The sequence below is a fragment of the Sulfurospirillum diekertiae genome, from assembly GCF_002162315.1.
Lineage (GTDB): Bacteria > Campylobacterota > Campylobacteria > Campylobacterales > Sulfurospirillaceae > Sulfurospirillum.
Window position 1 is genome coordinate 352,465 of sequence record NZ_CP021416.1, and the last position, 24,464, is coordinate 376,928.

Genomic DNA, 24,464 nt, shown 5'->3' on the forward strand with positions numbered 1-24,464 from the left:
GTTCAATGACTGTCTTAGAAATAGAAAATAATCTTCATAATCTAGTAGCAAATCTTGACAAAGAAAACTTCATCTTCGAGCTACTCTTAGCATACGGTATCCCAAAATCAACCATCAAACGACTGCAAGGAAGCGATCACGACAAACTTACATCATACGGTGAACTTGTCATGAGAAAAAAACTTTTTTTCAAAGTGACGGATAATGAACTTCATGCCACGATAGATGAACTTAAATCTTCAAAAGAAGTTCTTAAACACTTACCAAGATTTGTTCTTGTAACAGACTACGAAACACTCCTTGCCTATGACGTTAAAACGGAAGATAGCCTCGATATCGAACTCTTAAACATTATCAATCATTACGATTTTTTCTTGCCTCTCGCAGGGATGGAAAAAACTACCTTTACCGATGAAAACCCAGCCGATGTCAAAGCCTCACTCAAGATGGCAAAACTCTATGATGAGCTTCAAAAAAACAACCGCTTTGAAATCAAAGAGGAAGTTCACTCTTTGAATGTCTTTCTCACAAGGCTTTTGTTTTGCTACTTTGCTGAAGATACCAACATCTTCCCTGACAACCTCTTTACCTCTTCACTCTCATCGCACACGCAAGTGAACGGGAGCGATTTGGATGCTTACTTGCAAAGACTTTTTACCATTTTCAACACACCAAACACAAAAAGAGAGCCAAACACACCCGCATACCTAAACGCATTTCCTTATGTCAATGGCGGACTTTTTGCTTTACATGTAAAGCTTCCGACTTTTACCACTCGTTCACGCTCCCTCATGCTAGAAATCGGAAAGTTAAAATGGTCACAGATAAATCCAGACATCTTTGGAAGTATGATACAAGCAGTTGTTACCCCTGAACACCGTGGTGGAATGGGCATGCACTACACCTCTGTACCCAACATCATGAAAGTCATCGAACCGCTATTTTTAGATGAACTCTATGTCGAATTTGAAAAAAGTTATGAAAGCAAAACCAAACTTAAAGCTTTACATGTAAGGCTCTCAAAACTCAAAATCTTTGACCCAGCGTGTGGAAGCGGAAACTTTCTCATCATCGCCTATAAGAAACTAAGAGAACTTGAAATGAGCATCTTGCAACGCATAGACACATTAAGCAAAGAGCGGAGTTTTGTCTTTAGCGAGATAAAACTAACACAATTTTACGGCATAGAGCTAGACGATTTTGCACACGAAGTAGCAATGCTTTCTCTTTGGCTCGTCGAACATCAGATGAACTTAGAATTTTACAAAGCATTTGGGAGAACAAGTCCTAGTTTACCTCTTCATGACGGAGGAAATATTGTTCATGGAAATGCTACAAGGTTGGATTGGGAAGAAGTTTGTCCTAAAAATGTTGGGGATGAGATATATGTTTTGGGAAATCCACCGTATTTAGGCTCAAGTATGCAGAACAAAAAGCAAAAAGAAGACATGGCATCTGTTTTTCAAGGTATCAAGAATTACAAAAACTTAGATTACATAGCATGTTGGTTTTATAAAGGTGCAAAATATATACAAAACTCAAATACAAAATTAGCTTTCGTAACGACAAATTCTATCGTACAAGGTGAACAGGTTGCAATGTTGTGGCTTCATATTTTTAAGTTAGAGATTGAAGTGTTTTTTGCTCATCAATCTTTCAAATGGACAAACAATGCTAAAGGAAATGCCGGTGTTACTGTTGCAATTATCGGATTAAGAAACTGTTCTGATGCCGATAATAAATATATCTTCAATGGTTCGATTAAGCAAAAAGTTAAACATATCAATCCATATCTAACTTCTGTCAATGTCTCTGTTGTGACAAAGCGAACAAAATCTTTATCGAAATTACCACTTATGGAATACGGAAATAAAGCAGTTTATGGAGAACCTTTGATTCTTGAAAAGCAAGAAAAAGAGCGTATTCTTAGTGCATTTCCAGAAGCTAAAAATTTTATAAGACCGCTTAAAGGAGCAAAAGAGTTTTTAAACGGCTTAGAGCGTTGGGTAATTTGGATTGAAGATAAAGACCTGTCGTTGGCACAATCTATTTCCCTTATAAATGAACGAATTGAAAAAGTAAAAACTCTTCGGCTTTCAAGTAACGACAGCGGAGCGCAAGAATTGGCTCAATACTCTCATCGTTTTAGAGATACAAAAACTTCTAAAACGACATCCTTGATTGTGCCGCTTACAACATCTGAACGAAGAAAATATATACCAACTGGATTTTTATCACAAGAAACGATTTTAACCAATGCAGCCAATGCAATTTACGATGCTGAACCTTGGATATTTGGAGTTATATCATCATTAATGCACATGGTTTGGATGCGAACTGTTGCAGGAAGATTAAAAACAGATTATCGTTATTCATCAGCACTTGTTTACAACACCTTCCCATTCCCAAATATCTCACAAAAACAAAAAGACGAAATCACCGAGCTTGTATTTGGCGTACTCGATGAGCGAGAAAAACACAGCCAAAAAACCCTAGCCCAGCTCTACGACCCAAACAAAATGCCAGAAGGCTTAAAAAAAAGCCCACCACGCCCTAGACAAAGCCATAGAACAATGCTACCGCCCCAAACCATTCGAAACCGATGAAGAAAGACTAGAGTACCTTTTTAGGATGTATGAAGAGATGACAAAGGGCAAGAAATGAGTAAAATAAATCAAATTGAAAAAGCACTTCAAGAAATTGATGCTACAAAATTTCATAAGCTTTTAGATGCATATTTGACAAAAAAAATATCTGCACCTCATTCTAATGGTACAAAACTTGGGGAAGACAAACCAATAAAAGGTACACCTGACAGTTATATTGTTTTAGAAGATGGAAAATATATATTTATTGAATATACTGCACAGAAAACCAATATTGTAGAAAAATTTTTAAAAGATTTAGAAAAATGCTTTGATGAAGAGAAAACAGGTATAAAAGTAGTACAAATAAATAAAATTGTACTTGCATGTAATTCTGATTTAAATCCACAAGAGATAAAACAATTTATAGATTATTGCAGCTCAAAAAATATTACATGTGAATTTATTGGAAATTCATATTTAGCGAATGATTTATTTAGTAATTATCCAAATATAGCTAAGGAATTTTTAGATATCTCGATAGATACTGGTCAAATTCTTGATTGTGTAGAGTTTATAGATGCTTATGAAAAGAACAAATTTTCAACATCACTTAATACAACATTACAATTTAGAGATGTAGAAATTCAAAATTTAAGAGAATCATTAGCAAATAATCAAATCACTTTTATTACTGGTGCCGCAGGAGTTGGTAAAACGAAATTGGCGATAGATATTAGTTCTTTATATGCTAAAGAAAATGGATTTATTTTTAAAGCTATTTTAAATAGAGGTGCCAATATTTTTGATGATTTAAAGGTATATTTTAATTCTCAATCTGAACAGTATCTAATTTTTATTGATGATGTTAATAGAATTCATCTATCGTTAGAATACCTCTTTGAATATTATGGTGAAAAAATCAATCAGGGGACTATAAAAATAATTGCAACAATTAGAGATTATGCAAAAGAAAAGTTATTTGATAAATTACCTAAAAGTATAAGTTATTATGAACTTGAATTAAAACCTTTAAGCGATGACTCAATTAAAAAAATTGTTGAGAAAGAATATAGTATTACAAATCATCTCTATCTTGAGAGAATTGCAGATATTGCTCAAGGTAATCCAAGATTAGCTTTAATGGCAGCATCTATAGTTAAAAAGCAAAACAGATTAGATGCAATTTATGATGTGACAACATTATATGATGAGTATTTTTCTAGTATTAAAAAAGATATTGAAATATTTGAAAAAAATGATTTACTTTTGTTAAGTGTAGCAATCATTTCATTTTTTAGAATTATTGATAGAGAAAATACTCAACAAATTGATATGATAGAAAAAGCCTTTGATATTTCAATTGATGCGATATGGAAAAATATAGAAGAGTTACATCGCCTTGAAGTTGTTGATATGTATGAAAATAATGTCGTTAAAGTTTCAGATCAAATACTTTCTACTTATTTATTTTATAAAACTGTTTTTGTTGATAAAAAAATTAACATTGGCATTTTCTTAAAGCATTTTTTTCCTAGTTTCAAAGGAAAATTTGTTGATGCTTTAAATCCATTGTTGAGTTCCTTTGATACAAATCTCATATTAGAAGTATTGCGTGAACCAGTTAATAATTTATGGGGTGAATCCCTTTCAAATAAACAGCACATTTATGAAGTGATAAATACATTTTGGTTTTTAAAACAAACAGATATTTTGATTTATTTTTCAGAGGCAATTGAACAATTAGATAATGTAGAAATAGATGCTGAACCACTTGATATTTGGAAACAAATTAATACAAATCAAACTGATGAGATTTTAAATAAACTTTCTTTATTTAGGCATGATAGTTTAGAAAATATGAAAATTTCTATCGAATTAATTATTACGTACTTAACTAAAGTACCATCAAAAATATATGAAGTTATTATCGTACTAACTAAAAATTTTGGAATCAAGTATGATAGCTATCGATACAATTATTCTAAAGAAAAAATTTTAATCGACACTTTATGGAACTTTACTGAACATGGAAAGAATCAATTATTAACGAGATTGTTTATTAGGGTTTGTAGTGAATTTTTAAAAACCGAGTTTGAAGAAAATAAAATGAAAGGTCATAATTTTATCATATCTCGTTATAAACCTTTTGAAACAGAAAATTTGCAAGAACTAAGAAATGATATTTTTGAAAAATTAGATATATTGTTTTCTAGTGGAAACTTTTTAGGAGACTTGGAAAACTTAATTCAAAAATATCCATCAGGGATTAGTTATAGTGCTGATGTGAGCAATGTAGAAAAATGGGATGTTCAAAATATTTTAAATTTAATAGAAAAATATTTTGATTCAAGTATATATAGACATTGTCAAATTGTACAAAATCTATTAAAAAGTTTTGATGGGCATAAACTTGTTTATGATACTAGTATCAAAGAAACTTTTAAACATCAAGCATATGAATTAAAAAAACTACTTTTTTTAAATGATGTAGATATTTCATTAGAGCAACCAAGGGACAAAGAAGAAAAAACAGATTGGGATAAAATACGACAAATAAAACATGACAGATTAGCTGATTTTGTAAAAGATTATACTTTAAGTGATTGGCTACAACTTTTTGATTCGTGTAAGTTGTTTTTTGCAGAGCAAGGAAGAGATGCTTATAATCTAAAAAGTAGTTTGAATGAGTTATTTCACATAATTGCTCATAAAAATGAAACTCTTTATATTGATATACTAGAAAAATATCTTGAGTTAGGTGATCCATTTTTATTAAATTTGAATATGTCAGATTTAATAAAAATTGTTGGAAAAGAGAAAGCCTTTGAATTCATAAAGAAATATTCTTTTCAAGCTCAAGAAACATGGTTATTTAATCTTTTTATAGCAATTGATGAAAGCAAAATTACTTCGAAAGAGGCTGAATCATTATTAGAACTTTATAAAACTTCTAGTTATAGGAGCATGCCTTCTCATTTAGATTATTTAATCAAATATTGTACAGTAGATGAAAATATTTTTTTAGAAATAATGACCATTTTGGTTAACAGGGCAGAAAATGAAGACAATAGATTTGTAGATACTTTTTCTATAATTTTTAATCCATTTACCGATATTTTTAAACTTCTTGACCAATATATATATTCAGACATAGTATTATTTAAAAAAGCATATTTATTTTGTTTGAATTGTGAAAATCATTTTGACTATGACATGATGGCTTTTAACAAATTGATTAACTTTGATATTAATTTTGTTGATAATTATATTGTTTATATTCTAAATAGCCATGACAAGTCAATAAGTTCTCATGATATTCACAATGATTTTTCATTAATTTGGAAGAGAGATGACTATCAAAAAATCTTTCTTAGAATCATCGAAGTGATTTATAGCTTAAAAACTAAGCAACTTGTTTGGAGAAAAGGTGAATTGCTCAAGGTCTTTTTTATAAATCGTGAAAATCAAGGTGAAATTGAAAATAGAGCAGATAGCTTAATTAAAAAATATATTGACTTGTATTTTAGTGATAATAAAAAAATTATTTTTATATTTGAATTAATAAGTGAGTTTAGCGAAGAAAGAAAAATAGCTCTTATATCTTATTTCATCGCTAGAAATGATTCTTTTGAATTATTTAAGCAATTATCATTAGAGCCAATGATGCAAAGTTGGAATGGTAGCAGAATACCATCTCTACAAAAAGAGATTGATTTTTTTACTTCATTACTTTCTTTGATGACAACAGCCCCTTTGCTTAGACATAAACAAAAAATACAGCAGAGTATAGATTTTTTAAAACAAGATATACAAAGAGAAAGAAAAAGTGACTTTATGAGAGATGATTATTAGAAAAAAAGCAAAAAAAAGAGATGAAAAAAGAAAAAACACATGCAAAAAATAGCCAACCTGAACATCTATATAGGTACAAAAGAGGAGTACCGCATGGCGGTAAGCCAAGGTATGAAAATCGTCTGTGCACTCAACCGTGCCAATGGCTTTGTGACACATCAGTCACAGGTGGGTTGGAGCGGTAGAGGGTGTAACAAGGACAATCCTTACTATCTCTACAAAGAGGAAGATGATGCTATTTATCTAAACATGATTGATGGAGATGACCCAAAATATGTAAACGATGAAATGATAGATGCGGCTTTAGACTTTATTAAACGGCATTTGGATAATGATATGCCCGTCTTTGTGTATTGTAGTTTAGCAGAGTCGCGAAGCCCTTCTATCGTACTTATGTATATGCTAGAGCACGGTCATATCGAAGCAACAAACAATGCTTTGAGAGAGTTCAAAGATAAATTTTATGCCAACTATCAGCCCAAAAGAGGCAATGTGGAGTATATTGTAAAAAGATGGCTAGGCAAATTGATCAAGGAGTGAAATAATATGAATATAAAAGATTTTAAATCAGGTACGCTGAGACAAGAGTATCAATATAAAAGTTTTTTGCCAGAATTTATCAATCATACTTTTACATGGGATGACCCTCAAATCAATACTATGCTTGAAAATGCAACTAGAGCACTTGGTGAACTTAACGCTTTTACGAGGATTGTACCAAATGTAGATATGTTTATACAGATGCATATCACAAAAGAAGCGAATACATCAAGTAAGATAGAGGGCACAAAAACAGAGATGGATGAAGTGCTTATCGCAAAAGAGCAGATAAATCCTGAAAAAAGAGATGACTGGCAAGAGGTACGAAACTATATTGATGCTATGAATACTGCTATCAAAGAGCTTGAAAGTTTACCTATCTCGAATCGTCTTATCAAAAATATTCATGCAATTTTGCTCAATAGCGTAAGAGGTGAAGCAAAACAGCCGGGTGAATTTAGAAGATCTCAAAACTGGATAGGTGGTGCTAGTTTAGCAACAGCTTATTATATTCCACCCCATCACAATGAAGTTGGGGATCTCATGAGTGATTTGGAAAAATTTTTGCACAACGAAGAGATATTTGTGCCGCATCTTATAAAAATAGCAATTGCTCACTATCAGTTTGAGACGATCCACCCATTTTTGGACGGGAATGGGCGTATCGGTAGACTGCTCATAACACTGTATTTAGTGAGTAAAGGATTACTTAGAAAACCATCTTTGTATCTCTCTGATTTTATCGAAAAAAATAAATCAGCTTACTATGAAGCACTGACAAAAGTAAGAGCAGATAATGATTTGATTCATTGGATAAAGTTTTTTCTTGAAGCAGTGATTGTTACTGCCAATAATGGCGTACAAACGTTTCAAAATATTTTGAGTCTCAAACAAGAGATGGATACACTGATAGTAGGATTTGGTAAAAAGGCACACAATGCGAGCAAATTGATAGAGTTCTTATATCAAAGGCCTATTATCTCAATTAGTGAAATCATAGAGCCTTTGGAGATTAGTAAGCCTACGGCAAATACTTTAGTCAAAGAGTTTGAGTCAAAAGGTATTTTAAAAGAAATTACAGGATATGAGAGAAATAAACTGTTTGTATTTGATAGGTATTTGACAATATATAGTAAAAATTAAAGTCATAAATTTTACTAAGAGAATTTTATAGTTAAAGTTAGGATCCTAAATTTTACTAAGAGAATTTTATAGTTAAAGTTCGAGCCAATTTTTTGAATTAGAGAGGGATGAATGACAAATATCATAGATGTAACTTATGGGCAAACAGGTGAGAGCAAAAAAACCAATAACTTTGGCATGAGGGATATGCAAGCAAAAGCTTACGAAGCTAGAAACGAGCAGTACCTTCTTCTTAAAGCTCCCCCAGCATCTGGAAAATCAAGAGCTTTGATGTTCATCGCTTTAGACAAACTTTACTATCAGAATATTGCCAAAGTCATCGTAGCTGTACCTGAGCGATCTATCGGCGGTTCTTTTGAAAAGACCGATTTAAAATCAAACGGTTTTTTTGCTTCATGGGAACCAAACCCTCTGTATAATCTTTGTACTCCCGGAGGAGAAAAGAGTAAAGTAGAAGCATTTAAAAAGTTTATGAACAGTGATGAAAAAATTCTGATTTGCACCCATGCAACACTCAGGTTTGCCTTTAAAGAGCTAGATGATGCAAAATTTGATAATTGTGTACTAGCGATTGATGAGTTTCACCATGTCTCAGCTGATGGAGAAAACCAGCTAGGAGAGCTTATTCGCTCTGTTATGCAAAATTCTACTGCTCATATAGTAGCTATGACAGGTTCGTATTTCAGAGGCGATAGCGTACCGGTACTTATGGCTGAAGATGAGGCAAAATTTTCAAAAATAACCTATAACTACTACGAACAACTAAATGGTTATGAGTATTTGAAATCATTGGGCATTGGATATCACTTTTATCAAGGGCGTTATACAAGTGCAATACACGAAATTTTAGACACTAATAAAAAAACAATTTTACACATTCCTAATGTCAATTCTGGTGAATCTACAAAAGATAAACACCGAGAGGTAGATACTATTTTAGATACTATCGGGACAGTGGAGCAGATTACTGAGGAAGGGATCATCATCGTTAAACGAAAAGGCGATGGTAAACTTCTTAAGGTAGCTGATTTAGTCAATGATGAACCAAAAGCAAGAGAGAAAGTCGTAACATACCTACGCAACATCAAAAATGTTGATGATATGGATTTGATTATAGCCCTTGGTATGGCAAAAGAGGGTTTTGATTGGCCTTACTGCGAGCATGCTTTGACTGTTGGTTATAGAAGTTCCTTAACAGAGATCATTCAAATCATTGGAAGAGCAACAAGAGATAGCAACAATAAAACTCATGCTCAGTTTACAAACCTTATAGCTCAACCTGATGCACAGGACTCTGAAGTCAAACTTAGCGTCAATAATATGCTCAAAGCCATTACAGCATCACTATTGATGGAACAAGTCTTAGCACCAAATTTTAAATTTAAACCGCGATTTGATGGCGATGATGAACCTAATCAAAAAGGTGAACTCAAAATCAGAGGTTTCAAAAAACCAACAAGCAAAAGAGTGGAAGATATTATCGAATCAGATTTGAATGATTTAAAAGCAGCTATCTTGCAAGATGAAGTGATGATAAAAGCCATTCCGGGAAACCTTGATGCAGAAGTGATCAATCGAGTTTTGATCCCTAAAATTATCAAGGTTAAATATCCTGATTTGAATGATAATGAAGTGGAAGAGCTAAGGCAGCATGTCGTTGTTGATAGTGTCGTTAAAAATGGGCATATCATAGAAAGCGGTGATAAAAAATTTATAAAAATGGCAGATAAATTTGTTAATATAGATGAACTTCATATTGATTTGATAGATCAAATCAACCCATTTCAAAGGGCTTTTGAAATCCTATCAAAATCAGTGACGACGCATGTGCTTAAATTGATTCAAGAGAGTATTGAAGCAACAAGAATAGAAATGACACCGGAAGAAGCTATTATACTTTATAAAAAAATTCCTGTATTTAAAAGCGAGCATGGAAGAATGCCAGATTTAAACAGCAGTGATTTTACAGAAAAAAGAATGGCGGAAGCTCTTATTTATCTCAATAAGCTTCGACGTGAGAAAGTCAATGGTTGAGTTTTCATTAGATGAGATTTTAGCCGATGACCCACTAGGGCTTTTGAATGAGCAGAAAGCCACAACAAAAGCTTTAAATGAAGATGATAGGCTTATTTCGAGTTTTGAAGAGATTAACACTTTTGTTGAACAAAATGGACATGAGCCTCAAAAATCGCCTAATATGCAGGAGCGTACTTTGTATTCAAGATTGCAAGGAATACGTGAAAACCCTGAAAAGATGAAGGCTCTTAAACCGTATGATCGATTGAATCTCCTGCAAGAAATTGAGATTAATTCCATTGATGATATTTTAAATAACGATGCATTTGGATTGCTTGGCGATGAGAAAGAGAATGACATATTTACATTGAAGCATATTCCAAAAGAACGTGAGCAGACAGATTTCGTTGCACAAAGAAGACCATGTAAAAAATTTGATAAATATGAGCTTCTTTTTAAAGAAGTACACCAAGATCTAAAAAACGGTACAAGAAAATTATCTAAATTTAACGAAAAGTTCTTTGAAGAAGGTAGCTTTTTTATTTTAAAAGGGGTGTTGGCTTATTTAGAAAAAATTGATGATCCAAAAAAAGATAAATTTAATAAACTGGATTCCAGAACAAGGATTATCTTTGAAAATGGAACTGAATCAAATATGCTTTTGCGATCCTTTGGAAAGGGCTTGTATGAGGATGGATATTTCGCAAGTCTACAAGATGATAGGGTACTAGATAAATTATCTCAAATTTCAGAAGAAGATAATAAAACGGGTTATATTTATATCTTGGAGTCTTTAAGTTCAGATACCAAAATTGCATCTATCAAAAACTTATACAAAGTTGGTTATTCAACAACTGAAGTCAAAGAAAGAATTAAAAATGCTGTTAATGAGCCGACGTATTTGATGGCTCCCGTTAAAATTGTTAGTGTTTATGAAACCTATAATATGAACACACAAAAATTTGAACAACTTATTCATAAATTTTTTGGCAAAGTATGCCTAAATATTGATATTTCTGGAGATGCTAGTAAACGATATACTCCAAGAGAGTGGTTTGTTGTGTCGCTCGATATTATTGAGAAAGCATTAGAACTTATTATTAATGGTGAAATCATACACTATAGGTATGATGAAAAATCAGACAAACTAATTATGATTTAAAGACCATAATGTTACAGAAAATTTAATATGCTCAATAAATATTATTTCGTAGCTTTTTTCACTTGAGGGATTAAATCTGTCACTTCCAAACCAAATTCAGAAGCAATTCTATAAAGGTGCTCAAGGTTATAACTGACATCATGTTTACGGGTTTCTATTTTAGCCACATAGTTGGGTGATTTATGACCAAGGATTTGTGCTAATGCTAATTGGCTGATACCTCTTTTAGTTCTTTCAGCCTTAACATTTTCAACAATTTGATCCATAAAACGCTCAATCATTTTTTCCACAATAAATCACCTTTAATAAACACCTATAAGTTGATGAAATAGTAGTGATTAACGAGGTTTGTAACAAACACTTATAAGTGTTTAATAAGCTCTTTTACGGTATCCTTTATCTATAAATTAGTCATAAGGAATGTTAATGAAAAAGGTTCTTGTATCGTTGATTATGGTAGTTGGTTGTCTATTAGCAAGCGAAGGGCAAAAATCAGTCACAACCTGTCGTTTTGAGGCAAGACAGATTGGTGCATTTGCTGATAGCCCAATGACCTGTTCGGGAGATTTTAAAAAATCATCAACCACACAAGAGCTTTACGGGGATGGATGGCGATTGATAAACTCCTATACCCAGAATAGTAATGTGTACCTTGTGTTTGAAAAGAACAAAAATCTGTAAAGGAGAATAAAGATGCTTTCCATGATTCGTGATTACCTCATTATGGTCTTGGCTAAAATCATTGTTGGGGCTTTCTTTGGTGGTTTAGTTTTGTTTGGATTTTTCATACTCTATTGGATCTTTCGTGATTATGCAATAGCCGTTACTACCATGAAAGCTACATTGACATGTGATGCTGCAAAATTTTTCTCATTATTGCTTCTTGTTGGATGCTTCTTTCATACAGCAGAGTATAAAAGCACTCCTAAAAAGTCAGAATTTAATACATGTAAATACCTTGATAAAGTCTTTTTTGAACACGACACAGGTATAAGGCAATGGTAATGAAACGAACACATATTCTTTTATCAAGCATCATGACGGTAGTTTTCCTTTCTGGTTGTGCCACAACACCCTCACAACCTAATCCTTCCTCTTTGCAGCAAGCAACTTCTTTAAAAGAATACATTGCCCTCAAACGAGGTGGTGAGACAATAAACTACAATGTTATTGCCGAAAGAGAGCATCAATCAATTATTGAGTATCGAACCTACGATGAAGCAGTGAATGTGGCAGATGCTCGAGACATCATGGAAGTCCTTGATGATGCTAAAGGCTATTGTGAGAGCATCAAAGGGAAAAGTGTGTACGGTGATAAAGCAATTCAAGCTTTAAATGCACGACCAACTTTGCTTAGTCTTGATTATGTGAGTTATAAAAGTGCCATAAGAGAACAAGGATTAGGAAAATACGAAGGATTTTACCAATGCCTCTCACCCAATGATGGTTTTTCCATCGTTTCCATGAAAGATAACGTTGAGTTACAACAACGTGCCATTCTTGGCAATAAACGAGATCTAAAAGAGACCTATTCACGTTTTTATCTGATTCAACACGATAAAGCACAAAGCCTTGGCTTAAAAACATGGCTAAAAGGCTCAAAATATGCCCAAATTTCAACGAAGTATACTTCGTTCGAGGATTTACTCGACTTGGAGAAAAATAGCTCTGTTTTTCCTTGGAGATACGAACGTATTACTGGAGCTCAGAAGTACTGCACCTATCATGGTGGTGAATTCTTTGTTTCGAATGCCTTAACACAATTTAAACCTATTACGATGGATGAATATCTTTTTATGCGTTTAGAGACTATGAATCCAACAACCATCAATATTTTTATGAATCAAGAGACCTTTACATGTAAAAACAGTGCTAACCCTGCACAGAGCTTTACGTTGATACATACCGATAAACAACTGGAATACAAAAAAGGGGAATAAGACATTTCCCCTTGGTGTTTTAGAACAATTTGTTCTATAATCTCAACATAGATCGAATCTAAAAGGATTGACGGATGACATGGTTTAATATCATATTTGGCACATTATCTTTCGTTGTAGCTGTTCTAGCGATTGCTAAACTTCGTTATGAACTTGGTTATTCTAAGTACAGCCCTCAATACAAAGAGCATCAATAATCTCAAAATCAATACTCTTCTAGAAGAAGTATGGTAAATCTCTTCTAAAGCTTCCTTTGAAAAAACATTCCTCCTAAAATAAAAATATTTCAACGATTTGCTAGTCATCTTTAGTTTGTACCTTTGTTATCACTCCAAAGTATTTGGTACATCACTATTCACTATCGTTCATATATAAGCCATTTTGGAAACAGAAAAAAAGAATTTTTGACAATTTTTATACACCTCTTTAGAGGTATATGCCCTTTTGGAAACATTTTATTTTATATGGAAACAGAGTAATATATATACCCTTTTGGAAACAAAATATTGATAGAAGATTTTAAGTAGCCTTGTGGTTAGTTTTTAAAGGTTATTTTTGACATAAATAAAGAAGCCTCCGTACATCACTATTCACTATCGTTCATATATAAGCTATTTTTGTAACAAAATATTCATAGAAGATTTCAAGCATTGCAGTTAATTTTTTCAGAGAGGATTTTGAAGCCTTTATACAGCACTATTCACTGTCGTTCATAATATAGGGGTTTTATTCCCAAAAACGATTTTAGATACTACCTCTTTAGAGGATATATGCATTTTATTCCCAAATAGTAAAACACCTCTACGTAACTATATATAATATAGGCATTTTATTCCCAAAAATAAAATTCTTTAACAAATAAAATATTTTACACCTATAATCATTTACTCAATACTTGAAATTTTTACTATATATTGTTCGTTTATTTAGTCTATATATTTACGTTAAATAGTATATATAAAAGGTAAATATTTGAGATATTTTTTAGTATAATTACAAAAAGAGGTAAAAGGTTGGAAAATGGCTCAAACGATAGGGTATATTCGTGTTAGTACCAATAATCAAGACTTCCAAAATCAACACCATGCTATTCTTTCCTATGTAAATCACAAGGGTTTAGGAAAAGTTTCGTTTGTGGAAGTTAAAATCAGCAGCAAAAAGAGTGAAGAAGATCGAAAGATCGATGAGCTTTTAATAACCCTTCAACCCCATGATCATTTGATCGTCTCAGAATTAAGCCGTATCGGACGAAGCGTGGTGAATGTAGTCACTATTGTGAATCAACTTATTTCCAAGAAAGTCAATATTCATATCCTAAAAGAGCATCTTTTGATTGAGCCAGATATGCAAAATCCTTTCACTGACTTTCAAATCAATATTTTCTCCTCCTTTGCCCAATTAGAAAGAGATTTGATTAGCCAACGAACCAAAGAGGCCTTACATGCACGCAAAGCTAATGGTATTAAACTTGGAAAGCCCAAAGGCACAATTCAAGAGAGTATGTACGATAAAAATAAAGCTAAGATCAAAGAACTTTATGATTTAGGAGTCAGTCTCACAAATATTTCTCAAAAACATTTAGGATATGGCACGATTAAAAGTTTGAGTGAATATATTAAAAACAAGCTAAATAGGAAGGAAAACCATGAGTAATGATCAAGTCTTAACTGTTATGTCAGATGAGTTTAAAGCGTCTTACGATTTTTATCAAGATTACGAGGATATGGTGATTCATAAAATTACCAGAAAAATTTTCAAAATTAACTTTGTTCACGGCATGGCACAGCTTGTTCCTGTATCCAATGAAAAAGCTATCAATAAAATAGAGTTTGGTATGCAATCGTTTGTTGAGATGCTAAGGAAGCAAGGGTTTTAAAGATAAACAAATATTTAATTTGTAGGTAACAAAATTATTTACAAATTTAATGTTTTAAGAAATAAACTTTTCAGGATATTTCATAATTAAATATATTTCAATATCAGAAAAATGACTATCAACTGCTTGAATTACAGTTTTTCTTTTTGCCTCAGTATCCCAAATTTTAGATAACTTGACAGAAAGGAGAAAAGCTTTAAATCTTTCCTTAGCATTTTTTACGGTTAAATTGTTTAAATCTTGTTCTTCGAGTTGCTTGAGATGTCTTGTAATAAATTCTGGTGTCGGAAAGATAATATTAAAGATCGATCTATCAAGCCTATTGATCCTTTTCAAATTTTGAATAACATAATCCTCAAATACTGGGTCTAAATGATAATCTTCAAATTTTTCAAATTTTGAGATAAATCCTTTTTGCAAGAATTCTTCTAAATCTTCTTTTAGAAAATATTTTGAGATAAGTTGCATAACAGGAACTTTTTCTCTTTTCCATTTAAAGAAAGTCGGTCTTGAAAATTGAAAAAGTTGAGTATAAATTTCATCATCTTTCATTAACGCATCCTCATATTTTTGTAAAAATATAATACAAAGTATTGACACGAAAGTCAATATAATATATAATTCTAAATATAATATATAATACTAAACATTGTGTGAAGGTTAAAAATGGCTGAACGACGAATGTTTGCGAGAACAATAATAGATAGTGATATATTTTTAGATATGCCAATATCTGCTCAATGCTTATATTTCCATCTTGGAATGCGTGCAGATGATGATGGTTTTGTTAATAATCCAAAAAAAATAATGCGCATGATAAATGCAAGGGATGATGATATGCGCATACTCTTCGTTAAAAGCTTTATAGTTGGATTTGAAAGTGGTGTAATCGTGGTAGCTCACTGGCGAATTCACAATTATATTCAAAAAGATCGCTATAAACCAACAAATTTTTGCCAAGAAAAGGCTCTTTTATATGTTGCCGAAAATAATGTGTACTCTTTGGATACTAAATGTATACACGTTGGATACACAGGTAAGGATAGTCTAGAGTTAAATAGGCCTCTGCCTAGCAAAGTTGAAGAATTTGAAAATGAAATAGTAATAACATATCCTCGTTATTCGACAACTGTTGGATCAACATCTATATTAAAAAGGAAGCCTAACAAAAAAGGAAATACTTCTTCTTTTGAAGGGGAAAATCAAGGAATACCTCATGAATAATAATCATCAAATTGAAAAAGAATTTTTTCGCCCTAGAGAGGCAGCACAGTTTCTTAGTATTGGGCTATCAACCTTATGGCTTCACATTAAAAATGACAAAATAAAAACCTTGAAACCAACGCCAAGAACTACTATAATTACGCGTAAAGAGCTATTGTCTTTTCTTTACAGCAATGCTTGATAGTAGTCATTTTAGTAGTAATTATTTAATTTATTATTCATAATAATCCCTATGTATAGGAGTTTTATTGAATAAGTATTAATCCAGCATTCGGAGCCACTCTTTTTTAAACCCCTTCAATAAAATCACCAAAAATTAATTTTAGAACCACGAATCACATTCAACAAGCCAACAGCCTTTTAGAATCTTTTGTACGTTTAGGTTCAATTGGCATATTACTATCTTAACATACAGTATACTATTGCCATCATTTAAGCAGGAATTTTAATCAATAGTAACAAGATAAGATTACTTGACATTAAATACCATTTGCGTTACACTTCTACTATTATTATAAGGCACAAGGAGAGAATAATGAATTTGAAACAATGGAAATCAAAAGTATCTATTTGGATTGCGGCACTGTTCATCTTTACCGCAGGAAATGCATTTGCAGAGAATAAACATCTTATTATTGGTATATCACCAGGCCCTTACGGCGATCTTTTCAAACAAGCGATTGCGCCTAGTCTTGCACAAAAGGGGTATACCGTAGAGATTAAAGAGTTTAGTGACTATGTGCAACCCAATCTTGCACTTGCCAATAAATCAATCGATGCGAATCTCTTTCAACACCCCATGTATTTGAAAAAGTTTGCAGCGGACAAAGGTCTTAAACTCTCAGCGCTGATCAGCGTTCCAACGGCAGGTGTTGGTATTTACTCTAAAAAATATAAATCGATTGCAGACATTAAAGAGGGCTCTTCCCTTACTCTTGCCAATGACCCTACAAATCTAGCAAGAGCACTTCGTTATTTGCAAGCGGTGGGACTTATTAAAATTAAACCAGAGATTGATGCAACGAAAGCTTCAGAGAAAGACATTGTTGAAAATCCAAAAAAACTTAAAATCCATCCGCTTGAAGCAGCTCAAATTCCTCGCACATTGGACAGTGTAGACATTGCCGTTGCTTCTGGAAATTATGCGATTTCTTCAGGCATTTACCCAACTGCCATTGATCGAGAAATTATTCCTGAAGATTATATCAACGTCATTGCGGTTCGAACCGATGATTTAGATGCACAATATGTGAAAGATATTAAAGAAGTGGTTGAATCAGAAGCCTTTGCAAATATTATGAGTGATCCTGCTAAAATCTTCAAAGATTTTCAAAAACCTGCGTGGTTAAAAGCTAAAACAAAGTAGAGTATGAAGTACGGTATGTTTGTTGCATACCGTACGGATAGATTATTGGAGATTAGGTCATTATGGTAAATATTGAAAATGTAACGGTTACGTTTCAAACGAAAGACACCTCTTTTAAAGCAGTTGATACTATTAATTTGCACATTCAAGAAGGCGAAATATTTGGTATTGTCGGTACGAGCGGTGCTGGTAAAAGTACCCTTATTCGTACTATTAACCTTCTTCAAAAACCGACATCTGGAAAGATATGGATTGCTGGAGAGGATATTACAGAATACACAGGATTAAAACTTAGAACGATCCGCCATAGCATAGGTATGATTTTTCAACATTTCAATCTCATTCACACAAAAACTGTTTTTGACAATGTTGCTTTTCCTATGGTCATTGCAGGAGCTTCTAAAGAGGCAATTGCCCAAAGGGTTCCTGCACTTTTAGAGCTTGTAGGTCTCTCGGACAAAATGCATGTTTATCCATCTACCCTTTCAGGCGGACAAAAACAACGTGTTGGTATCGCTCGAGCGCTTGCCAATAGCCCTAGAATTCTTTTATGCGATGAACCTACCTCTGCACTTGATCTTGAAACGACTAATGCTATTTTAGACCTTCTAAAAGAGATCAATAAAAAATTAGGTATTACAACCATTCTGATTACTCATGAGATGGATGTGATTAAAAAAATATGTAACAAAGTTGCCGTGATGGATAAAGGCATTGTGGTTGAAACAGGCAGTGTTTATGATATCTTCTCACTTCCAAAGCACCTTTTTACACAAAAATTAGTAGCCCATACGCTTAATCTTGAGTTACCTTCTCGCATTTTACAAGATGTTCAAGGCCGTCTCATTAAAGTTGTTTACAACGGAGATAGAGCTGAAGAACCGATATTGAGTGACGCGATTCGTACTTTTGGAGTAGACATTAATGTTTTGCATGGAAAAATTGAGTATATTGATGAAAAACCTTTAGGGGTACTTCTTTTAAATATTAATGCAAGTAGTGCTCAGATTGAACAAATTATAAGTTATCTTAAAGAGCGAACAGCGTCAGTGGAGGTATTTCATGGATAGTTTTATCGAACTTTTACCCGATCTTTTAAAAGCATTTTGGGAAACCTTACAAATGGTAGGTATCTCTTTTTTCTTCTCCCTTCTTTTGGGTATTCCTTTAGGGTTATTTTTATTTATTACCGATAAAGGTCTTTTTTGGGAAAACAAATTTCTGAATGCGATGAGCGGTTTGCTTATCAATGTTGTGCGTTCAACACCTTATGTTATATTGCTGGTTCTGTTGCTTCCCTTGACACAAATACTCATTGGGACAACCATAGGACCTATTGCTGCCTCTTTTTCACTTTCGGTTGCAGCAATTGCTTTTTATGCGAGGTTGGTGCAAGTATCACTGTGCGAAGTCGATAAGGGCGTAATTGAGGCGGCTACTGCTTATGGTGCGACACCGTTCCAAATTATAAAAGACGTTTTACTTTCCGAAGCACTTCCTGGACTTATTAGGGGGCTGACTGTTACAGGGATCAGTCTTGTAGGCTACTCTGCAATGGCGGGCATTGTTGGTGGTGGAGGTGTGGGCGATCTTGCAATTCGCTTTGGATATTATCGCTACGAAACAAACGTGATGGTTATGACCGTTGTCATTCTTATCCTTTTAGTGCAAATTCTACAAGTATTTGGAGATAACATTGCTACGAAAGTCGATAAAAAATAATCACAGGCTCTTATAGTAGAGCCTTGGAGTTATTTTAGAGTATTAAATTAGCTCCGAAATAGTACAGCACCTAAAGAATCATCTTTCAATTAAAGCAAAAAAACCATATTGATTTGGTAAAGTAACATTACTAAAAATTAGGATGATAATCTATGTCTGTACTTTGGGACGCTTTAACAAATGTTGATAATCTTACAATTGCTTTACTTCTTTTATCGCTAGGAATTGCTCTCTTTTATGAAATGATTAATGGTTTTCACGATACTGCCAATGCCGTCGCGATGATTATCTACACGCACTCTATGAAAGCACGCGACTCGGTCATTATGTCAGGTGTCATGAATTTTTTAGGTGTTTTGATGGGTGGAATTGGCGTTGCTTATGCCATTGTTCATCTGCTCCCTGTCGATATTATGGTCGCAACTAATAAAAATGCTTCCTTAGCAATGGTCTACGCACTTCTTATTTCTGCTGTTATATGGAATTTAGGAACATGGTATTTTGCCCTCCCTGTTTCAAGCTCGCACTCACTCATTGGTTCTATCATTGGCGTCAGCGCAACGTTTGGTGTTTTAAACGGATTTGATATTTCCCAAAGTGTTAACTGGAAAGTCGTTTACGGGGTGCTTGCTGGCTTAGCCATTTCTCCTGTTATTGGCTTTGGTATTGCATTTTTTATGATGCGGTTGGCTCGAAAATATATTGATAGCCCCAAATTATTTAAATCACCGACACAAGAAGAAAAGCGTAAACATCCTAATTTTTGGGCACGTATGGGTATTATTGCCACAGGTGCGGGGGTTAGTTTTGCGCATGGATCAAATGATGGTCAAAAGGGTATTGGTCTTATTATGATTATTCTCATTGGTATTTTGCCTAATTATTATGCCCTCAATATGAACTCACATCAGTATAAAATAACTCAAACAAAAGATTCCGCTAACAATTTAGCAAGATTTTATGCCGATAATAACGAAACGTTAGTTCAAATGGTGAGTGAAAAAAGGCTTACAAGTGCCCTTAAAACAAAAAATACCATTGCAGAGTGTAACGTTGATCAAGTCGGCATATCGGCATCTTTGGTTGCTCAAAAGCTCAATAATTTGAAATCCTATGAAGATCTTGCAGCAGAGGATATTTGGAGTGTTCGCACCACGATTTTATGCTCCGATAATTTCTTTGCTCAAGCCGAAAAAATATACCTTATTGGGGACAAAGACAAGTCAGACTACATTGCTACTCAGAGAAAAGCGCTTGTTTCACCTATAGAGTATGCGCCTACGTGGGTTATTATGGCTGTTGCTCTTGCGATTGGTATTGGTACGATGATAGGGTATAAAAGAATTGTTGAAACTATTGGTGAAAAAATTGGTGCTAAGCCGATTAACTATATGCAAGGAACGATTTCTCAATTGACAACAATGGTCACCATTTTATTGGCTAACTTTGTACATGCTCCTGTAAGCACCACGCATATTCTCTCCAGTGCCGTAACGGGTTCAATGGTCGCAGAACCCGATGGTGGTATCCAAAGAAGTACGGTGAAGATGATTGTTCTTTCATGGATTTTTACGTTACCCGTTACCGCAGTGCTTGGCTCAGCAATTTACATGCTTTTGAACTTTTTAATGAAGTAAAAGGATTGTGAGTTAGAAAAGCTTTAATGGTTAAATGCTTATTTTTTAACACAGCCACTTTCACAAAGGATGTTATAATTTCGCATTATTTCAAAGGAAATGTATGCGCGTAGGAATTATCGGAGCAGGTGGTGTTGGTGTTGAATTGATTAGCTATCTTTTGACATTGGGCAATATGAGTGAAATTGTTTTAGTCAATCGTAATAAAGACAAAGCTTGGGCAGAAGTAGAAGACTTCTCTTATGTTGAATCCTTTACCTATGCGCGCAATACCCACTTACATCATGGTGATTACGCTGATTGTGCGGGATGTGATGTTGTCGTGATTACCGCAGGCGCAACTCTCAAAGGCAATCAAACCAGAGACGAACTTCTAGGTGAAAATGCTAGCCTGATCAAAACCATCGTTCATGAATTACACACCTATGCTCCTAATGCTATTTTAATTATGGTGACCAATCCAGTAGATATTCTCACCCATATTGCTTTTAAAGAGGGACTTTATCCACGTGAACGTCTTATCAGTGCAGGTACGCTAGTTGATACTGCACGTTTTATGAAAATTGTAAGTCAGAAAGTAGGCATTGATCCTAAAAATATTAATGGTTATGTTTTGGGTGAACATGGCAAAGGGAGTACCCTTCCATGGAGCATTTGCAATATTTGCGGTTTGGATGTCGATACATTTTGTGAACTCAATGGCTTACCATTGCTGGATAAAACACAGATTTACCAAGATGTCATTCATGCAGGATTTGAGATTTTTTATAAAAAAGGCAATACCAACCATAGCATTGCCGCCAGTGTTTTTCGCATCATCCGCGCCATTTCCAACGATGAACATTCCGTGCTTCCACTAGGTGTTTACCTTGAGGGGGAGTATGGGCTGAGTGATGTTGTCCTCAATGTCCCCGTTGTCGTGACACGTGAAGGCGCGATTAAAATCCTTCATTACAAGCTGCTTCCGGAAGAGCTTGAAGCGTTACATGTAAGCGCACGCGTGATGCAAAAAATGGCGCGTGAGGTGCTCTAGCGCTCCCTCATCCACTTCCAGTTTAAAATCTCAGGCATATCTTGCCCGTACGTTTCGATGTATGTTTGATGCTCTTTGAGTTTGGCACGCATTTTTGCTTTAATTGTCTCGGCAAAAGGCTTCATTTTAGGTACACGATCCATTACATCCATGACCAGATGGAACCTATCCATATCGTTTAAAACGACCATATCAAAAGGTGTGGTGGTCGTTCCCTCTTCTTTATACCCTCTTACATGTAAATGCTCATGATTGGCTCTTCTATATGCCAAACGGTGAATTAACCACGGATAGCCATGATAAGCAAAAATGACAGGCGTATCTTTTGGGAAGAGACAATTAAATGCTTCATGACTTAACCCATGTTGATGTTCTTCATGAGGTTCAAGTGTCATTAAATCGACGACATTGATAAAACGAATTTTGAGTTCAGGTACGAAATCGTTTAAAATACTTACCGCCGCTAAGGACTCTAGTGTTGGTACATCACCGCAACATGTCATCACCACATCCGGCACATTGTCTGCATCATTACTTGCCCATTTCCAAATGCCAATCCCTTGTTCACAATGGCTCATTGCCTCTTCCATCCCAAGCCACTGAAGCTCAGGTTGTTTGCCTGCGACGATGACGTTAATGGCGTTGAGGCTTTTGAGGCATTGTGAGCCCACCCACAACAGTGTGTTCGCATCGGGTGGAAAATAGACATTGACAATGTGTGCTTTTTTATTGACAACGACATCGATGAATCCTGGGTCTTGGTGTGAAAAACCGTTATGATCTTGCCTCCAAACATGCGAGGTCAGAAGATAGTTGAGCGATGCAATAGGTTTGCGCCAAGGGATTTCACGGCTGGTCACCTTCAACCATTTAGCATGTTGGTTAAACATGGAGTCGATGATGTGGATAAATGCCTCATAACATGAGAAAAAGCCATGACGTCCCGTCAGCAAATAACCCTCAAGCCAGCCTTGGCAGGTGTGTTCGGAGAGAATTTCCATAACCCGTCCATCTTGGCTTAGATGATCATCTGTGTCATACTGCTCTGCCATCCAGACACGATTGGTTACTTCAAAGAGCGCTCCAAGACGATTAGACGCAGTTTCATCAGGTCCAAAGACACGAAAGTTGTGCATATTGTAGCGCATCACGTCGCGTAAGAAACCGCCTAAAACACGCGTCGATTCGGCAATGCTCTGCCCATGATGGGACACATCCACTGCATAGGTTTTAAAATCAGGCAAATGCAAAGGTTGTAGAAGTGCTCCGCCATTGGTATGAGGGTTAGCCCCCATACGTTTCGTGCCCTTGGGTGCAAGTGAAGCGAGTATAGGGATGAGTTTTCCTTTGGCATCAAAAAGTTCTTCAGGCTTATAACTTTTCATCCAATTTTCAAGAATACTGATGTGCTCAGGTTTTTTATCAAGTTCTGAGAGTGGCACTTGGTGTGAACGCCATGATCCTTCAGTTTTGAGCCCATCGACCTCTTTAGGGCCGCTCCAGCCTTTAGGACTTCGTAGAATAATCATCGGCCAACGAGGGCGTTCTGTATTTCCTTCACTTCTTGCTTTATGCCAAATGGTTTTAATTTTGGAGATGATGTCATCCATCGTTTCTGCCATTTTTTGATGCATTGCCATCGGCTCATCGCCTTCAACAAAATAAGGTTCATAGCCGTAGCCGAGGAAGAGTTTTTCAAGCTCATCGTGCGAAATGCGTGCAAGCACGGTTGGATTGGCGATTTTATAGCCGTTGAGGTGGAGAATGGGAAGCACGACACCATCACGTTTGGGGTCTAAAAATTTATTGGAGTGCCATGCCGTAGCCAGAGGCCCTGTTTCAGCTTCACCATCGCCTACCACGCAACAGGCGATTAGGTCTGGATTGTCGAACACCGCTCCATAAGCATGGGAAAGGGCGTAACCGAGTTCACCTCCTTCATGAATGGAACCGGGTGTTTCAGGTGCAGTGTGACTCGGGATGCCTCCGGGAAAAGAGAACTGTTTAAAGAGCTTTTGAAGTCCTTTCTCATCTTGTGAAATATCAGGATAAATTTCGCTGTACGTTCCTTCTAAATAAGTGTTAGCAACGACAGCTGGACCTCCATGTCCAGGACCTGCGATAAAAAGCATGTTGAGATCATTTTTAGTGATCATACGGTTCATGTGAACATAGATAAAATTAAGCCCCGGTGTTGTTCCCCAGTGTCCCAGTAAGCGCGGTTTTATATGTTTTAATGTCAGAGGTTCTTTCAAAAGTGGGTTATCAAGCAAATAAATCTGTCCAACGGAAAGATAATTAGCTGCACGCCAATAGGCATGAATCTGCGTAAGTTCTTCTGATAAAAGTGGTTGATCTTTCATAA

The 24,464-nt window shown here is 34.8% G+C and carries 23 protein-coding genes; 20 read left to right on the forward strand and 3 right to left on the reverse strand.

Going from position 1 to position 24,464, the window contains the following annotated elements; genetic code table 11:
- The first annotated feature begins 5 nt into the window (after positions 1-5).
- The 7 genes from Sdiek1_RS01845 to Sdiek1_RS01870 all read left to right on the forward strand — a co-directional run bounded on the left by Sdiek1_RS01845 (position 6) and on the right by Sdiek1_RS01870 (position 11,301).
- On the forward strand, positions 6-2,606 hold the full coding sequence (locus Sdiek1_RS01845) for a DNA methyltransferase (RefSeq protein WP_202819575.1): 2,601 nt from the start codon (positions 6-8) through the stop codon (positions 2,604-2,606).
- Positions 2,566-2,664 (forward strand): type IIL restriction-modification enzyme MmeI, encoded by a 99-nt coding sequence (locus Sdiek1_RS15535; protein WP_369688499.1) that lies wholly within the window; start codon positions 2,566-2,568, stop codon positions 2,662-2,664. Before Sdiek1_RS01845 ends, Sdiek1_RS15535 begins: the two co-directional genes overlap by 41 nt.
- On the forward strand, positions 2,661-6,440 hold the full coding sequence (locus tag Sdiek1_RS01850; RefSeq protein WP_087437637.1) for an NACHT domain-containing protein: 3,780 nt from the start codon (positions 2,661-2,663) through the stop codon (positions 6,438-6,440). Before Sdiek1_RS15535 ends, Sdiek1_RS01850 begins: the two co-directional genes overlap by 4 nt.
- A gap of 39 nt (positions 6,441-6,479) precedes the next feature.
- Positions 6,480-6,980: a protein-tyrosine phosphatase family protein gene (locus tag Sdiek1_RS01855; protein WP_087437638.1), complete on the forward strand. Its 501-nt coding sequence runs from the start codon at positions 6,480-6,482 to the stop codon at positions 6,978-6,980.
- Positions 6,981-6,986: 6 nt separating this feature from the next.
- Complete coding sequence (locus Sdiek1_RS01860) at positions 6,987-8,123, forward strand: Fic family protein (RefSeq protein ID WP_087437639.1); 1,137 nt, start codon at positions 6,987-6,989, stop codon at positions 8,121-8,123.
- 186 nt (positions 8,124-8,309) lie between these two features.
- The gene (locus Sdiek1_RS01865) at positions 8,310-10,157 is read left to right on the forward strand and encodes a DEAD/DEAH box helicase (protein ID WP_238099100.1); all 1,848 of its coding nucleotides are present in this window, start codon (positions 8,310-8,312) and stop codon (positions 10,155-10,157) included.
- Positions 10,150-11,301, forward strand: a complete 1,152-nt coding sequence (locus tag Sdiek1_RS01870; protein ID WP_087437641.1) for a GIY-YIG nuclease family protein — start codon at positions 10,150-10,152, stop codon at positions 11,299-11,301. The genes Sdiek1_RS01865 and Sdiek1_RS01870 overlap by 8 nt, the downstream gene beginning before the upstream one ends.
- A 41-nt stretch (positions 11,302-11,342) precedes the next feature.
- On the opposite strand, the gene Sdiek1_RS01875 is transcribed toward Sdiek1_RS01870, so the two are convergent.
- Positions 11,343-11,582: a helix-turn-helix domain-containing protein gene (locus Sdiek1_RS01875; RefSeq protein WP_369688500.1), complete on the reverse strand. Its 240-nt coding sequence runs from the start codon at positions 11,580-11,582 to the stop codon at positions 11,343-11,345.
- A gap of 145 nt (positions 11,583-11,727) precedes the next feature.
- On the opposite strand from Sdiek1_RS01875, the gene Sdiek1_RS01880 reads away from it, so the two are divergent.
- The 6 genes from Sdiek1_RS01880 (at position 11,728) to Sdiek1_RS01900 (ending at position 15,117) form a co-directional block, all read left to right on the forward strand.
- Entirely contained in the window at positions 11,728-11,982 is a 255-nt protein-coding gene (locus Sdiek1_RS01880) for a hypothetical protein (RefSeq protein ID WP_087437643.1), read from the forward strand.
- 12 nt (positions 11,983-11,994) lie between these two features.
- Positions 11,995-12,306, forward strand: coding sequence for a hypothetical protein (locus Sdiek1_RS01885; RefSeq protein WP_087437644.1), 312 nt, complete (start codon positions 11,995-11,997; stop codon positions 12,304-12,306).
- The gene (locus Sdiek1_RS01890) at positions 12,306-13,241 is read left to right on the forward strand and encodes a YajG family lipoprotein (protein WP_087437645.1); all 936 of its coding nucleotides are present in this window, start codon (positions 12,306-12,308) and stop codon (positions 13,239-13,241) included. Before Sdiek1_RS01885 ends, Sdiek1_RS01890 begins: the two co-directional genes overlap by 1 nt.
- Positions 13,242-13,315: 74 nt before the next feature.
- A complete protein-coding gene (locus Sdiek1_RS15380) occupies positions 13,316-13,438 on the forward strand; it encodes a hypothetical protein (protein WP_256363563.1) in 123 nt (40 codons plus the stop codon).
- Between the two features lie 823 nt (positions 13,439-14,261).
- Complete coding sequence (locus tag Sdiek1_RS01895; RefSeq protein WP_087437646.1) at positions 14,262-14,894, forward strand: recombinase family protein; 633 nt, start codon at positions 14,262-14,264, stop codon at positions 14,892-14,894.
- Complete coding sequence (locus Sdiek1_RS01900; protein ID WP_087437647.1) at positions 14,887-15,117, forward strand: hypothetical protein; 231 nt, start codon at positions 14,887-14,889, stop codon at positions 15,115-15,117. Before Sdiek1_RS01895 ends, Sdiek1_RS01900 begins: the two co-directional genes overlap by 8 nt.
- 54 nt (positions 15,118-15,171) lie before the next feature.
- Here Sdiek1_RS01900 and Sdiek1_RS01905 read toward each other — a convergent pair whose 3' ends face one another.
- A complete protein-coding gene (locus Sdiek1_RS01905; protein WP_087437648.1) occupies positions 15,172-15,669 on the reverse strand; it encodes a hypothetical protein in 498 nt (165 codons plus the stop codon).
- 114 nt (positions 15,670-15,783) lie between these two features.
- Between Sdiek1_RS01905 and Sdiek1_RS14975 the strand changes: the two genes are divergently transcribed.
- The 7 genes from Sdiek1_RS14975 to Sdiek1_RS01940 all read left to right on the forward strand — a co-directional run bounded on the left by Sdiek1_RS14975 (position 15,784) and on the right by Sdiek1_RS01940 (position 22,099).
- Positions 15,784-16,341 (forward strand): hypothetical protein, encoded by a 558-nt coding sequence (locus Sdiek1_RS14975; RefSeq protein WP_202819576.1) that lies wholly within the window; start codon positions 15,784-15,786, stop codon positions 16,339-16,341.
- Positions 16,334-16,522 (forward strand): hypothetical protein, encoded by a 189-nt coding sequence (locus Sdiek1_RS01915; RefSeq protein WP_087437649.1) that lies wholly within the window; start codon positions 16,334-16,336, stop codon positions 16,520-16,522. The genes Sdiek1_RS14975 and Sdiek1_RS01915 overlap by 8 nt, the downstream gene beginning before the upstream one ends.
- A gap of 354 nt (positions 16,523-16,876) precedes the next feature.
- Complete coding sequence (locus Sdiek1_RS01920; protein ID WP_087437650.1) at positions 16,877-17,707, forward strand: MetQ/NlpA family ABC transporter substrate-binding protein; 831 nt, start codon at positions 16,877-16,879, stop codon at positions 17,705-17,707.
- Positions 17,708-17,769: 62 nt separating this feature from the next.
- Positions 17,770-18,777 carry a methionine ABC transporter ATP-binding protein gene (locus tag Sdiek1_RS01925; RefSeq protein WP_087437651.1) on the forward strand — a complete coding sequence of 336 codons (1,008 nt, stop codon included), beginning with the start codon at positions 17,770-17,772 and terminating at the stop codon, positions 18,775-18,777.
- Entirely contained in the window at positions 18,770-19,429 is a 660-nt protein-coding gene (locus tag Sdiek1_RS01930; RefSeq protein ID WP_087437652.1) for a methionine ABC transporter permease, read from the forward strand. Before Sdiek1_RS01925 ends, Sdiek1_RS01930 begins: the two co-directional genes overlap by 8 nt.
- 152 nt (positions 19,430-19,581) lie before the next feature.
- Entirely contained in the window at positions 19,582-21,066 is a 1,485-nt protein-coding gene (locus Sdiek1_RS01935; RefSeq protein ID WP_087437653.1) for an inorganic phosphate transporter, read from the forward strand.
- Between the two features lie 103 nt (positions 21,067-21,169).
- Positions 21,170-22,099 carry a lactate/malate family dehydrogenase gene (locus Sdiek1_RS01940; protein WP_087437654.1) on the forward strand — a complete coding sequence of 310 codons (930 nt, stop codon included), beginning with the start codon at positions 21,170-21,172 and terminating at the stop codon, positions 22,097-22,099.
- Here the strand turns inward: Sdiek1_RS01940 and Sdiek1_RS01945 are convergent.
- A complete protein-coding gene (locus tag Sdiek1_RS01945) occupies positions 22,096-24,462 on the reverse strand; it encodes a phosphoketolase family protein (protein ID WP_087437655.1) in 2,367 nt (788 codons plus the stop codon). The two genes, Sdiek1_RS01940 and Sdiek1_RS01945, sit on opposite strands and share 4 nt — an antisense overlap.
- Positions 24,463-24,464 lie beyond the last annotated feature (2 nt).

What these genes read in the sequence shown, in the direction of transcription:
- Sdiek1_RS01845 (WP_202819575.1), top strand. Translation starts at nt 6, where the DNA reads ATGACTGTCTTAGAAATAGAAAATAATCTTCATAATCTAGTAGCAAAT.
- Sdiek1_RS01850 (WP_087437637.1), top strand. Translation starts at nt 2,661, where the DNA reads ATGAGTAAAATAAATCAAATTGAAAAAGCACTTCAAGAAATTGATGCT.
- Sdiek1_RS01855 (WP_087437638.1), top strand. Translation starts at nt 6,480, where the DNA reads ATGCAAAAAATAGCCAACCTGAACATCTATATAGGTACAAAAGAGGAG.
- Sdiek1_RS01860 (WP_087437639.1), top strand. Translation starts at nt 6,987, where the DNA reads ATGAATATAAAAGATTTTAAATCAGGTACGCTGAGACAAGAGTATCAA.
- Sdiek1_RS01865 (WP_238099100.1), top strand. Translation starts at nt 8,310, where the DNA reads ATGCAAGCAAAAGCTTACGAAGCTAGAAACGAGCAGTACCTTCTTCTT.
- Sdiek1_RS01870 (WP_087437641.1), top strand. Translation starts at nt 10,150, where the DNA reads ATGGTTGAGTTTTCATTAGATGAGATTTTAGCCGATGACCCACTAGGG.
- Sdiek1_RS01875 (WP_369688500.1), bottom strand. Translation starts at nt 11,582, where the DNA reads ATGATTGAGCGTTTTATGGATCAAATTGTTGAAAATGTTAAGGCTGAA.
- Sdiek1_RS01880 (WP_087437643.1), top strand. Translation starts at nt 11,728, where the DNA reads ATGAAAAAGGTTCTTGTATCGTTGATTATGGTAGTTGGTTGTCTATTA.
- Sdiek1_RS01885 (WP_087437644.1), top strand. Translation starts at nt 11,995, where the DNA reads ATGCTTTCCATGATTCGTGATTACCTCATTATGGTCTTGGCTAAAATC.
- Sdiek1_RS01890 (WP_087437645.1), top strand. Translation starts at nt 12,306, where the DNA reads ATGAAACGAACACATATTCTTTTATCAAGCATCATGACGGTAGTTTTC.
- Sdiek1_RS15380 (WP_256363563.1), top strand. Translation starts at nt 13,316, where the DNA reads ATGACATGGTTTAATATCATATTTGGCACATTATCTTTCGTTGTAGCT.
- Sdiek1_RS01895 (WP_087437646.1), top strand. Translation starts at nt 14,262, where the DNA reads ATGGCTCAAACGATAGGGTATATTCGTGTTAGTACCAATAATCAAGAC.
- Sdiek1_RS01900 (WP_087437647.1), top strand. Translation starts at nt 14,887, where the DNA reads ATGAGTAATGATCAAGTCTTAACTGTTATGTCAGATGAGTTTAAAGCG.
- Sdiek1_RS01905 (WP_087437648.1), bottom strand. Translation starts at nt 15,669, where the DNA reads ATGAAAGATGATGAAATTTATACTCAACTTTTTCAATTTTCAAGACCG.
- Sdiek1_RS14975 (WP_202819576.1), top strand. Translation starts at nt 15,784, where the DNA reads ATGGCTGAACGACGAATGTTTGCGAGAACAATAATAGATAGTGATATA.
- Sdiek1_RS01915 (WP_087437649.1), top strand. Translation starts at nt 16,334, where the DNA reads ATGAATAATAATCATCAAATTGAAAAAGAATTTTTTCGCCCTAGAGAG.
- Sdiek1_RS01920 (WP_087437650.1), top strand. Translation starts at nt 16,877, where the DNA reads ATGAATTTGAAACAATGGAAATCAAAAGTATCTATTTGGATTGCGGCA.
- Sdiek1_RS01925 (WP_087437651.1), top strand. Translation starts at nt 17,770, where the DNA reads ATGGTAAATATTGAAAATGTAACGGTTACGTTTCAAACGAAAGACACC.
- Sdiek1_RS01930 (WP_087437652.1), top strand. Translation starts at nt 18,770, where the DNA reads ATGGATAGTTTTATCGAACTTTTACCCGATCTTTTAAAAGCATTTTGG.
- Sdiek1_RS01935 (WP_087437653.1), top strand. Translation starts at nt 19,582, where the DNA reads ATGTCTGTACTTTGGGACGCTTTAACAAATGTTGATAATCTTACAATT.
- Sdiek1_RS01940 (WP_087437654.1), top strand. Translation starts at nt 21,170, where the DNA reads ATGCGCGTAGGAATTATCGGAGCAGGTGGTGTTGGTGTTGAATTGATT.
- Sdiek1_RS01945 (WP_087437655.1), bottom strand. Translation starts at nt 24,462, where the DNA reads ATGAAAGATCAACCACTTTTATCAGAAGAACTTACGCAGATTCATGCC.